Annotated in this window: 8 protein-coding genes; all 8 read right to left on the reverse strand. The window is 75.2% G+C overall.

Annotated features, from left to right (window positions below):
- A complete protein-coding gene (locus H7K62_RS08005) occupies positions 1-954 on the reverse strand; it encodes a hypothetical protein (protein ID WP_186717389.1) in 954 nt (317 codons plus the stop codon).
- Positions 951-2,213 carry a DegT/DnrJ/EryC1/StrS family aminotransferase gene (locus tag H7K62_RS08010; protein WP_186717390.1) on the reverse strand — a complete coding sequence of 421 codons (1,263 nt, stop codon included), beginning with the start codon at positions 2,211-2,213 and terminating at the stop codon, positions 951-953. The genes H7K62_RS08005 and H7K62_RS08010 overlap by 4 nt, the downstream gene beginning before the upstream one ends.
- Complete coding sequence (locus H7K62_RS08015) at positions 2,210-3,286, reverse strand: hypothetical protein (protein ID WP_186717391.1); 1,077 nt, start codon at positions 3,284-3,286, stop codon at positions 2,210-2,212. The genes H7K62_RS08010 and H7K62_RS08015 overlap by 4 nt, the downstream gene beginning before the upstream one ends.
- A gap of 85 nt (positions 3,287-3,371) precedes the next feature.
- Positions 3,372-4,130 (reverse strand): hypothetical protein, encoded by a 759-nt coding sequence (locus H7K62_RS08020; protein WP_186717392.1) that lies wholly within the window; start codon positions 4,128-4,130, stop codon positions 3,372-3,374.
- 310 nt (positions 4,131-4,440) lie between these two features.
- Complete coding sequence (locus tag H7K62_RS08025; RefSeq protein ID WP_186717393.1) at positions 4,441-5,289, reverse strand: hypothetical protein; 849 nt, start codon at positions 5,287-5,289, stop codon at positions 4,441-4,443.
- Positions 5,290-5,356: 67 nt separating this feature from the next.
- Positions 5,357-8,980, reverse strand: coding sequence for a transcription-repair coupling factor (mfd, locus tag H7K62_RS08030; RefSeq protein WP_186717394.1), 3,624 nt, complete (start codon positions 8,978-8,980; stop codon positions 5,357-5,359).
- An 82-nt stretch (positions 8,981-9,062) separates the two neighbouring features.
- The gene (locus H7K62_RS23670; RefSeq protein WP_222437237.1) at positions 9,063-10,889 is read right to left on the reverse strand and encodes a GMC family oxidoreductase N-terminal domain-containing protein; all 1,827 of its coding nucleotides are present in this window, start codon (positions 10,887-10,889) and stop codon (positions 9,063-9,065) included.
- A gap of 333 nt (positions 10,890-11,222) precedes the next feature.
- Positions 11,223-12,413 carry an alpha-hydroxy acid oxidase gene (locus tag H7K62_RS08040; protein WP_222437238.1) on the reverse strand — a complete coding sequence of 397 codons (1,191 nt, stop codon included), beginning with the start codon at positions 12,411-12,413 and terminating at the stop codon, positions 11,223-11,225.
- Between the last annotated feature and the right edge of the window lies 1 nt (position 12,414).

Raw genomic sequence — 12,414 nt, forward strand, 5'->3', positions numbered from 1 at the left:
TCAGGTGGTGACGAGGCGCCGCTGCTCGGCCCACGCCAGCACGGACGCCGCCTCGGCGGCCCAGTCGTGGTTGGGCGGCAGCAGCTCGACCTCCATGTGCGCGACGAGGTTGAGGTCGACGGCCATGAGCGTGCGCCGGTGCTGCGGGCGCCGGTGGGAGCGCAGGTTGCTGGCCGCCAGGAAGGGCGCCAGGTACACGCGCCGCAGCTTGCGGAACAGGCCGCCCTCTCCGCGCAGGAGCAGCGTGCGGCCCAGGTCGCTCCACCGGTGCGTCTCGTAGCCCTGCACGTTGTGGAACATGTCGTGGTCGCGGTACATGCTGCGGTGCGGGACCATCGCCAGCCGGAAGATGCCGACGTCCTGCGCCAGGGCGTCCGCCCGCACGGCGAAGGTGCTGGCCGTGGAGTCGATGCGCTGCCAGCGACGGCCGCCCACCCACTCCTCGCGGTCGGTCCACCCGCGCGGACGGGGCTGGTCCAGGCCCGGCGGGAGGTACCAGGAGTTCTCGGTGACGCCGTAGAGGGCGAAGTAGTCGACGTCGGGCAGGGCCCGGCCGGCCTCCACGAGCGCCGCGAGGGATCCCTCGGTGTAGAGGTAGTCGTCCTCGGCGAGCCAGACCAGGTCGTCGCCCCAGGTGGCGGCCAGCTTGAGCATGGTCATCCACGAGCCCTGCATGTTCGTCGGACCGATGCTCACGATCTCGCCGCGGCCACGCATGAGCGCCAGGCGCTCCTCGGGGATCGGGCCGTTGTTCATGAACACCACGTCGGCCGCGACCTGGTCGAGCGCCCGCAGGAAGGACAGCAGCGACGTCGTCTTGGAGTAGTACGCGGGGCGGTTCTTGAGGTTGTCGCCGCCGTAGGAGCGGTAGACCACCCGCAGGCGGCCGGTGCTGCCGCCGCGGACCTGCGCGAGCGTCGCCGTGTGCTCCCAGCCGCCCTCGGCCACGCTCATGCGAAGAACGACCGCACGCCGTCGACCACGCGGTCGATGGTGGCGGGGTCCATGTAGGGGTGCAGCGGCAGCGTGAGCACCTGGCTGGTGGCCAGGTCCGTCACCGGCAGCGGGCCCCGGCGGGAGTCCGCGTAGAAGGAGAACTCGTGGGCGCCCAGGAAGTGGATGCCGGAGCCGATGCCGCGCGCCTTGAGGTGGGCGATGAGGTCGGAGCGGCGCGAGCCGTCGCGCAGCCGGATGACGTAGATGTAGGGCGCCACGCCCTCCCAGTCCGTGTCGAACAGCTGCAGGTGGCCGGCCTCGGCGAGGTCGGCGAACGCGGCGTCGAAGGCCTGGCAGTAGCTGCGGCGGTTGTCGATGAACTCCTCCACCAGGGCCAGCTGCGCCAGCCCGATCGAGGCGGGCACCGAGCCGAGGTGGCACCGGAAGCCCTGGCGCACCACGTCGAACTCCCAGTTGCGCTGGTTCTTGTAGCGCGCGTCGGTGTCGGCGTCGATGCCCAGGTGGCGCAGCTCGTGCAGGGCCTGCACGTCGGCGGGGTCGCGGGTGATGATCGCGCCGCCCTCGAGGGTGGTGATGGTCTTCACCGGCCCGAAGCTGAAGCACGTGATGTCGCCGAAGGAGCCGACGGGCCGGCCGTCCGAGACGGAGCCGAAGGCGTGCGCGGCGTCCTCGATGACCCGCAGGCCGTGCTCGTCGGCGATCTCGAGGAGCTCGTCCAGCTGGCAGGGCAGGCCGAGGTAGTCGACGGCGAGGATCGCCCTGGTGTTCTCCGTGATGGCCTCGCGGACGCGCTGCGGGTCCAGGCACAGACGTCGGTCCTCGACGTCGGCGAAGACCACCGAGGCGCCGGTGCGGCTCATGGCCTGGTGGCCCGCGACGTAGGTGAAGGAGGGCGCGATGACCTCGTCGCCCGGGCCCAGCCCGATGAGCTGGCCGGCGAGGTGGAGCGCCTCGGTGCACGAGTTGGTGGAGACGGCGCGACGGCCGCTCTCGCCGAGGTGGAGGAAGGACTCCAGGCCCAGCTCGAAGTCCTGGCTGAGCTTGCCCATGCCGAGCCAGCCGACCTCGAGGGCGGACCGCGCGGCCTCCTGCACCTCAGCCCCGAGGTAGGGGCGGTAGACCGGCACCGGGTCCGAGGCGCCCAGCGCCGGGTAGCGCAGGTCGTTCAGGGTGGCCACGCCGAGGCCCGACGCAGCGTCCTGGTCGGCGCCCAGGGTCTTGTCCAGGCTGCTGTCGAGGCTGGTGTCGGTGCTCATCGGTCTCCCTCTCCCCCGCGCAGGCTTCCCTGCTGCTCCTCGCTGACGGTAGTCAATGGTCCTGACCCGTGGTCGACCGAGGCGGTCCGTCCGAGGGACCGTCTGTGCTGATCTCCCCCCGTCTGGCGGACACGCGGGGACCCCGCACGGCCCTCGGCGCTGTTCCCGGCGCTCTCCCCCGCACCCACGAGGGCCACTCCCCCGGGCACCACGCGCAGGCGCAGCTCCGCCAGCACCGCCGCGAGCGCCAGCAGCGCCCCCGCCATCTCCGAGCCCTCCTCCACGGCGTTGAGGAGGATGTAGGAGACCGGCTGCGGTGCTGTCAGCTCGGCGGTGCCGGGCAGGTCGACGAGGAAGAAGCTCGTGACGTACTCCATGACGAGCGCGCCGAACAGGTACACCACCCCGGCCACCACCAGCCGGGTGCGCAGGCGCGGCGGCAGCGCCCGCGCCAGCCGCAGGGCGACCACGCCGCCGCCCACGGCCAGCAGCACACCGGGCACCAGCCAGGCGAAGTTGTGCAGCCCCAGGGTGGCGTGCAGGTGCTCGGCGAACAGGGCGAGCGACTCGTGCAGCTCGCTGGCCTCGTCCAGGCCGAGGTACCCGGCCACGGCCGCCAGCACGACCACGGGCCAGGCCCGCTCACCGCGCGCACGGCGCTCACCGGCGAGGAAGAGGAACCCCAGGCCGACCAGCGCCAGCAGGGCGGCGCTGAAGGTGGCCGGCAGGTTGGCCTCGCCGTCCAGGTCGGTCTGGCGCTTGGCCTCGTCGAGCCAGGCCAGCGGCAGGGCGGCGTCGCTCTGCACCGCCTCCACGGCGATGCGCACCGCCGGTCCCACGAGCACGAGCACCAGGGCGACCACGGCCAGCACCCGCACCAGCGGGGTCAGGCGCAGCAGGTCGCCCTCGACCCACGGTCGCCGGCCGCCCCGCCCGCCCGCGTCCGCTCCGACGCCACCGCTCCTCGTGAGGACCACGGCCACCACCCCTCCGGCGGGTCCGTCCCCGCGCTCCTGCACCCGCTCCGGCCCCCGCGCACCGGTGCGCTCCCGCCGCGGCGGTCGGAGGATCATGCGCCCCGGCACCGGTGCCGCGCAGCCCCCGCACGGGGACGGGGCCCCCGGTGGCGCAGCGGGGTCGCCCGTGCGGCCCAGCCGCTCAGACGGCCGCGACCGCGCGCGCACCCGCCTGCCCGGCCAGCACCGGGCGGGCCGGGTCCAGGTCCACCACCACTCCCTGCGGCGTGACGCGCCCGCGCAGCACGAGCAGCACCGCCCGCAGCGCGAGCAGCGCACCGGCCATCTCGAGGCCCTCCTCGACCGCGTTGAGCAGCACGTAGGCGGCGCTCTGCACCGGCTCGACGCCGCCCTCGGGGGCGGGGCGGAACATCCCGCCGGTCACGGTCTCCACCACGAGGGCGCCGAGCAGGTACACCGCCCCGGCGGCCACCAGGCGCCAGCGCGTCCGGGGCGCCAGGGCGCGGGCCGACCGCAGCAGGACCACCCCCACCCCCAGGACGACGACGAGGCCCGGCACCACCCAGGAGAAGCGCAGCCCCGCGTCGACGCCGAGCAGGTCCGCGAGGAGCGCCAGCTGCTCGTGCAGGGAGGCCAGCTCGTCCACCGACAGCAGCGCCGCCACACCGGCGGGCAGCGCCAGGGGCCAGGCCCGGTGGCCCCGGGCGCGCACGAGCGCCGCCGCCACCGCCAGCCCCGCGGCCGTGGCGGCGAGCAGCGCCGCGGAGAAGTACGTGGGCAGGTTCCCCTCCTCGTCGAGGTCCACCAGGCGCGCCGCCTCGGCCAGCCACGCCTGCGGGAGGGCCGGGTCCCCGGCCACGGAGTCCACGGACAGCCGCACGACCGGCCCCACGACCGCCAGGACGGCGAGCACCACCACCAGCGGCCGCACCGCGCGCACCGGGGACCACCACGTCCCCGGCTCTCGGGGGCTGCGCGCACCTCGGCGCGGTGGCCGGGTCAGCGGGCCATGCGTCGTCGTCCTGCTCCGTGGGGTCATGAGTCGCCTTCCCGTGGGCCGGAGGCGCGGCTCTGCACCCCCGGGCAGGCGCCCATCGTGGTCGCCCGGCGACGCCTCGGCGCGGGCGCGGGGACCGCCGGGCGCCGCGGGGCCACCGCGTGCACCCGGGCGGGTGCCCTCCGGCCGCGCCGAGCGACCGCCCGACCACCCCGTGCCACCCCGTGCCACCCCGGAGGAGCCCGGGGTGGGCTCAGCGGCGGACGCCCACGCGCCGCAGCAGCCGCTTGGCGGTGTCCTTCGCGGCCCGCTCCGCCGTCAGCCGGGGGCGCTGCGCCCACAGGCGGTCGAACAGCTCGGCCTGCCCCAGCCCGTCAGCGGCCCGCGCGGCGGTCAGCGCCGCGCTGAAGGGCTCGCGCATCTCGGCGGGCCAGTAGTGGACCACCGCGTCGCGCGCCTCCGCCACCGACGTCCGCGCGGCCAGGCCCACGGCGAACGCGAGCTGCTCGGAGGTGTGCGAGTGCTCTCCGAAGCCGTGCTCGAGGAGCTGGTCGGTGAGCTGCGCCACCTCCTCGCAGACGGCGGCGTCGGCCGGGTGCAGCCCGATGACCCCCGCGTTCCAGGAGTCGCGGTCCGCCGGGAACTCCCACGGGCTCTGGTCCGGTCGGACCGGCCGGTGGCGCTCCAGCACGTGGGCCAGGGCCGCGGCCTCCGGCGCGGGCGGACGCCCCTCCCGCAGGTGCATCACGCTGCGGCCGGGACCCACCCGGTCGAAGACCACCGACGGGGAGCGCCGCCACCAGGTGTCGCCGTCCACGTAGACGCAGCGCCCGCCGCCGGAGCGCTCCAGGGCGGCGCGCAGCACCTCGATCTTGGCCCGCCAGACGTACTGGTGCGGCCCCATCCAGGCGCGCGCCTGCTCCGGGTCCACCTCCACGACGTCGACGGGGAGGTCCTTCCACGCCGACGGCCTGTCGGTCCACACGGAGACGCCCCAGCTCCCGCCGACGGACGGCACGTGGCGCAGCGCCGTCTGCACCGAGAAGCGCACTTCGTCGACGTGGCGCCCCTCTCCGAAGCTGATGTACACGAGGTGATCCACATCCCCATGGTGGGGGACGGAGGTGGACACCCGGCAAACACGCAGGTCAGAGGGGTGCGCGCCGGGGTCAGCTGGCCGCGCTGGCCACCACCGGCCGTCCCGCCGCGGCCTCCACCGGCAGTACCGCGTCCAGCAGCGCCGTGGCCCACTCCAGCACCGCTCGGTCGCGCAGCGGCTGCCCACCGACGCGCGCCGTCATCGGCTGCGGCACGAGCACCGTCCGCAGCGCCTGCTTCACGAGCGTGCCCGGGTACAGGCGCTGCACGCGCAGCTCCTGGCTCTCCCGCAGCTCCACGGGCGCGAACCGGATGTTCCGGCCCTGCAGCGACACCTCGGTGATGCCCGAGGCCCGCGCGCGCACGCGGAAGCGCGCCACCGCCAGCAGGTTCTCCACCTGCTCGGTCGGCTCGCCGTAGCGGTCCACCAGCTCCGCGCGCACGGCGGCCACGTCGTCGTCCGAGGTCGCCGCGGCCAGCTTGCGGTACGCCTCCAGGCGCAGCCGCTCGTGGGGCACGTAGTCGTGGGGAAGCAGCCCGTCGACAGGGAGCTCGATCTTCGCCTCGGGCAGCCCCTCCTCCTTGGGACCGTCGCGGTACTCCGCGACCGCCTCGCCGACGAGTCGCACGTACAGGTCGAAGCCGACGCCCGCGATGTGCCCGGACTGCTCCCCGCCCAGCAGGTTGCCGGCACCGCGGATCTCGAGGTCCTTCATGGCCACCTGCATGCCGGCGCCGAGGTCGGTGTGGGAGGCGATGGTGGCCAGCCGGTCGTGCGCGGTCTCCGTCAGCGGCTTCTCCCCCGGGTACATGAAGTACGCGTAGGCGCGCTCGCGGCCGCGGCCCACGCGGCCGCGCAGCTGGTGCAGCTGGGACAGCCCGAGCAGGTCGGCGCGCTCGAGGATGAGGGTGTTGGCGTTGGAGATGTCCAGGCCGGTCTCGACGATCGTGGTGCACACGAGCACGTCGGAGCGCTTCTCCCAGAAGTCGACGATGACCTCCTCGAGGCGGTGCTCCGGCATCTTGCCGTGCGCGGTGGCGATGCGGGCCTCGGGGACGAGCTCGGCCAGGCGCGCCGCCGCCCTGTCGATCGACTCCACCTTGTTGTGCACGTAGAAGACCTGGCCCTCGCGCAGCAGCTCGCGCCGGATGGCGGCGGCCACCTGCTTCTCCTCGTACGGCCCCACGTACGTGAGGACCGGGTGGCGCTCCTCCGGCGGGGTGGCCAGCGTGGACATCTCGCGGATGCCGGTGACGGCCATCTCCAGCGTGCGCGGGATGGGGGTGGCGCTCATCGCGAGCACGTCCACGTTGGTGCGCAGCGTCTTGAGGAGCTCCTTGTGCTCCACGCCGAAGCGCTGCTCCTCGTCGATGATGACCAGGCCGAGGTCCTTGGCGCGGTACTCCCCGCCGAGGAGGCGGTGGGTGCCGATGACCACGTCGACCGTGCCGTCCGCCAGGCCGGCCTTGACGGCCTCGGACTCCTTGGCCGAGACGAAGCGGCTCAGCGCCCGGACGGTGACGGGGAACGGGGCGAACCGCTCGGCGAAGGTCTCCAGGTGCTGCTGCACGAGCAGCGTGGTGGGCACCAGCACCATCACCTGCTTGCCGTCCTGCACGGCCTTGAACGCGGCGCGGACGGCGATCTCGGTCTTGCCGTAGCCGACGTCGCCGCAGATGAGGCGGTCCATGGGCACGACGCGCTCCATGTCGGCCTTCACCTCGTCGATGGTCACCAGCTGGTCGGGCGTCTCGACGAAGGGGAAGGCGTCCTCCAGCTCGCGCTGCCATGGGGTGTCGGTGGCGAAGGCGTGCCCCCGGGTGGCCATGCGCGCGCTGTAGAGCTTGATGAGGTCGCCGGCGATCTCCTTGACGGCCTTGCGCGCACGGCCCTTGGTCTTGGCCCAGTCCGCGCCGCCCATCTTGTTGAGCGCCGGGGCCTCGCCGCCGACGTACCGGGTGACCTGGTCGAGGGTGTCGGTGGGCACGAACAGCCGGTCGCCCGGCTGGCCGCGCTTGGACGGCGCGTACTCGATGACGAGGTACTCGCGGGTGGCGCCCTGCAGCGTGCGCTGCACCATCTCCACGTAGCGGCCGACGCCGTGCTGCTCGTGCACCACGAAGTCGCCGGTCTTGAGCTGCAGCGGGTCGACGGCGTTGCGCCGCTGCCGGCTGGGCATGCGCTTGGCGTCCTTGGCGGACATCGGGCCGGAGGTCCCCAGCACGTCGGCCTCGGTGAGCAGCGCGAGCTTGAGGCCGGGAGCGACGAAGCCGTGGCCGAGGCTGGCGGTGGTCACCCGGACGACGCTGGGCTCGGGCAGCTCGTCCACGCCGTCCGAGCGCGCGGCCGGCACGTCGGCGTCGCGCAGCACCTCCGCGAGGCGGTCGGCGGAGCCGTGGCCGGCCGCGGTGGCCACGAGGCGCCAGCCGTCGCTCACGAGCCCGCGCAGGTCGGCGAGGGCCCGCGGCACGTCACCGGCGTAGCCCTCCACCTCGCGGGCCCCGACGGTGACGACCACGGCGTTGTCGCTGGCGTCGAAGCCCGCCGCCCCTGACAGCTCCTCGTCGGCGGTGAACGAGCTGAGCGACCACCACGGCCGGCCGGTGCTCAGCGCGTGCGCGCGGGTGGCGGCGAAGGTGGTGTAGCTGGCGCGGTCCAGGCCGAGGTCCACCGGGACCTGCCCGCCCGAGGCGGCGTTGGCCCAGGCGGCGGCGAGGAACTCCTCGGAGGTCGCCACCAGGTCGTGGGCGCGGCTGCGGACGCGCTCGGGGTCGAGGACGACGACGTGCGTGCCGGCGGGCAGCACGTCGAGCAGGGGCTGCATGCCGTCGACGAGGGCCGGGGCCAGCGACTCCATGCCCTCCACGGCGATGCCGCCGGCGATCTTGTCGAGCATCTCGGCCGCGCCCGGCAGCTGCTCCTTGAGCGCGGCGGCGCGGCGCCTCACCTCGTCGGTGAGGAGCAGCTCGCGGCACGGCGGCGCCCACAGGCCCTCGGGGACCACCTCCAGCGACCGCTGGTCGGCCACCGAGAAGGCGCGCACCTCGTCGACCTCGTCGCCGAAGAGCTCGACCCGCAGGGGGTGGTCGGCAGTGGGCGGGAAGACGTCGAGGATGCCGCCGCGCACGGCCACGTCGCCGCGGCGCTCGACCATCTCGGTGCGGGTGTACGCGGCGGCGGCCAGGTCGGCCACCACCTGGTCGAGGTCGACGACGTCACCGGCCCGCAGCTGCACGGGGCGCAGGTCCCCCAGGCCGGCCACCAGCGGCTGCAGCACCGCCCGCACCGGGGCCACCACCACCGAGACGCGACCGTCCTCCGCGCCCAGCGCGCCGGGGTGGGCCAGGCGGCGCAGGACGGCGAGGCGGCGCCCCACGGTGTCGGAGCGGGGCGACAGCCGCTCGTGCGGCAGCGTCTCCCAGCTGGGGAACTCCACCACGGACGTCGGCTCCAGGAAGCACCGCAGCGCGGCGGCCAGGTCCTCGCACTGGCGGCCGGTGGCGGTGACCGCGAGCACGGTGCGGCCCGCGCCGCCGTCGTCCGGGGGCGACGCGAGCGCGGCCAGCAGCGCCGGGCGCACCCCGGGCGGGACGGCCGCCTCGAGCAGCGGGACGTCGCCAGAGCGGGCGTTCGCGACGGCGAGGGAGAACCCGCGGTCGGGCAGCAGGGCGGAGACGATCCCAGTCAGCGGCACGAGCACCCAGGGTAGGTCGCCCCGCTGACACCCGCCGCCCCCGATGGCACCCGGCGCCGCCGGCCGTCAGGCCAGCGGGCCGTCAGGCCGGGGCGAGCCCCGCGGACGGGCCGCCGCTGACCTCGGGGCGCTGCGGGGCGTGCGAGGTCGACGGGTCCGGCAGCGGGGGCAGCGAGCCGGGCAGCGCGCGCGCCGCTACGGGCACCTCGCCGGGCGGCGGGGCGGCGGCACCGGTGAGGAGGTCCGCGGCCTTCTCGGCCAGCACCATCACGGGCGCGTAGCTGTTGCCGTTCGGCATCAGCGGGATCGCGGAGGCGTCCACCACCCGCAGGCCCTCGACCCCGTGGACCTGGAGCGTGGCGGGGTCGAGCACCGCGTCGTCGTCGACGCCCATCCTGGCCGTCGACGTGGGGTGCAGACCCGTGCGGGCCGTGCGCTGCACGAAGGCCAGCAGCTCGGCGTCGCTGACCACGTGCGTGCCGGGCACCACCTCGCCGCCGTCGTAGGGCTCGAAGGCGGGCTGGGACAGCAGGTCGCGGACGGTCCGCAGCACCCTGACCCACGCCTGCCGGTCGCTCTCGGTGGAGAGGTAGTTGTTGACGATGACCGGTGCGGCCGAGGGGTCGGTCGAGCGCAGCGAGACGCGACCGCGGGAGGTCACGCGGCCGGGGTAGGCGTACAGCTGGTAGCCGTGGCCGTCGACGACGGGCATGCCGGCCACCGGCCAGACCAGGCTGGAGAAGAAGACGGTGGCCTCGGGGACCAGCTGCTCGGGGCTGGTGCGCAGGAAGCCGCCGGCCTCGATGTGCGTGCTCGCCCCAGGACCGCTGCCCAGCGCCACCCACTGCGCGGCGGCCGCCAGGAGGTTCGGCTTGTGCTTGATGCTGGCCATGCTCACCGGCTGGCTGCAGCGGTGCTGGACGAAGGCCCCCAGGTGGTCCTGCAGGTCGCGGCCCACGCCGGGCAGGTGCTGGACGACGTCGACGCCGGCGGCGGCGAGCTCTTCGCGCGGGCCGATGCCCGACAGCAGGAGCAGCTTGGGGGTCTCGAAGGCGCCGGCGGCGAGCACCACCTCCCCGGCGCGCACCTCCTGCTCCGGGCCCGGGGCACCGCCGGCCCCGTCGAGCACGCGGTAGCGCACGCCCACCGCGCGGCCGCCCTCGACGAGGACGCGGGTGACCAGCGCGCGGGTCTGCACGCGCAGCGCGCCGCGACCGGGACGTCCGTGCAGGTGGGGGGTGAGGTAGGCGTCGGCGGCCGTGACGCGCCGGCCGCGGTGGGCGGCCTTCTCGAACCTCCCGACGCCGTCCTGGACGTCGTTCGGGTCGGTGGCCACGGGGTGGCCGGCCTGGCGGGCGGCCTCGAAGAACGCCTCGTGCAGGGGGCTGCTCGCCGGGTCCGGGGTGAGCACGTGCGCACCGGCGCGCCCGCGGCTCGGACCGGCGGCGGGCGTCAGCGCGGCCTCGACGCGCTGGAAGTACGGCAGCAGGTGGGCGTAGTCCCAGCCCTGCTCGCCCGTCAGGGCGGCCCAGCCGTCGTAGTCGGCGGCGTGGCCGCGCTGGTAGAGCATGCCGTTGATGGCGCTGGAGCCACCGAGCACCTTGCCGCGCGGCAGCACGACCTTGCGGCGAAAGAGCCACGGCTCCTCCTCCGAGGTGTACTTCCAGTCGTAGCGGGGGTCTCCCACGGCGCGGTACATGCCCAGCGGCATGCGCACCTCGACGTCCCACGGGCGCACGGGCGCACCGGCCTCCAGCACGAGCACCGAGCCCGCCCCGCGCTCCACCGCACGTCCCGCGACCACGCTGCCGGCGGAGCCTCCGCCGACGACGACGACGTCGACCCGCTCGTGAGACGCCGCGCTGCTGCTCCGGCGTGCTCGGGGGATCGCGTGTCCGTGGCCGCTCACAGCGTGCCTCCTCGTCCGTGTCCGACGTCCTCTGCCCGGCGCGCGGGCCCTCGGACACCCCCCTGCCCGACCGCTCACCGTAGCCCTGCGTCACCCCCGCCCGGGAGCGGAGGGCCCTGCCTGACAGCACACCACCCGATCGGGTGGAACTCCACCGCGGAGGGCGGTCTCGCAGGTCAAGGCTTGGTCAAGTCAGGTCAAGAGATGGTCAAGAGGTCCACCTGGACGGACGAGAGGGAGCGCTGCGGAGGTGCCGGCGGCCCCCGCGGGCACCGGCACCGTCACTCAGCGCACCGGCCGATCAGCCGAGCAGTCGATCTGTCGATCAGCCGGTCAGCCGAGCGCCGGTGCCGGGTGGACGAGGTCGGCGGTCACCTCGGCGGTGCTCGCCGCACCCGCGAGCGCCATGGCGTGCGCCAGGTCGGAGACGACCTCCGCCACGCAGGCGCGCGCGGCGTCCGCGCCCCCGGCGGCCAGCGCCCACAGCACCGGGCGCCCCAGGAGCACGGCGTCAGCGCCCAGCGCCAGCGCCGTGAGCACGTCGGTCCCGGTGCGCACGCCGCCGTCCACCAGCACCACCGGGGCGTGCCCCGAGGGCAGCGGGCCGGTCAGGCGCGCGTGCTCGCGCACGGCGGCTGCCACCTCCGGCAGCGCCAGGGCGCTCGGCACGGAGCGGTCCAGCTGGCGCCCGCCGTGGTTGGAGACCACCACGCCGGCCGCCCCCGCCTGCAGGCACGCCACCGCGTCGTCCCCGCGGAGCACGCCCTTGACGAGCACGGGCAGCCCGGAGACCTCCGCCAGCCAGCGGACGGTGCCCAGGTCGATGGTCGGGTCCTGCTCGGCCGCCGCCCGCTGCTCGGCCACGGACAGCTGCGCTCCCCCGGCGGCCGCGCGCTCGGCGAAGTGCGGGGCCAGGTTGACCAGGAAGTGGTCGTCCGGGACCGCCAGCCGGGTGCCGGTGACGCGGCGCTTGCGCCCCACGTAGGGGGTGTCGCCGGTCAGGACCAGGGCCCCGGCGCCCGCGGCGACGGCGCGGCGCACGAGCGCCTCGGTGAGCGAGCGGTCCTTCATCGCGTACACCTGGAACCACCAGGGGGCGCCGTGCTGGGCGGCTGCGGCCGCGACGTCCTCCAGCGAGCGCGACGAGCGGGTCGACAGGCCCAGCAGGCCGCCGCTCCGGCCGGCCGCCTCCGCCGTCGCCAGCTCACCGGCCTCGGTGGCGAGGGCGTGGAAGGCCATCGGGGCGATGCCCACCGGGTGCGCGAGGTCCTGCCCGAGCAGCGTGGTCGCCGTGCTCACCGCGCCGACGTCCCGCAGGACGCGCGGGCGCAGCCGGTAGGACGACCACGCCAGCGCACCCTCGCGGCGGGTGACCTCGTCACCCGCGCCGGCGTCGTAGTAGTCGAGCACCTCGGGCGGCAGCGCGGTGGCGGCGGCCTCGCGCTGGGCCCGCAGCAGGGGCAGGCCCCCCGGCGCTGGCGCCGAGGGGCCTGCCCCTGCTGCACCCGGAGACAGCTGGTGCACC

The sequence above is a fragment of the Quadrisphaera sp. RL12-1S genome (genome assembly GCF_014270065.1).
In the GTDB taxonomy this organism is placed as follows: Bacteria; Actinomycetota; Actinomycetes; order Actinomycetales; family Quadrisphaeraceae; genus Quadrisphaera.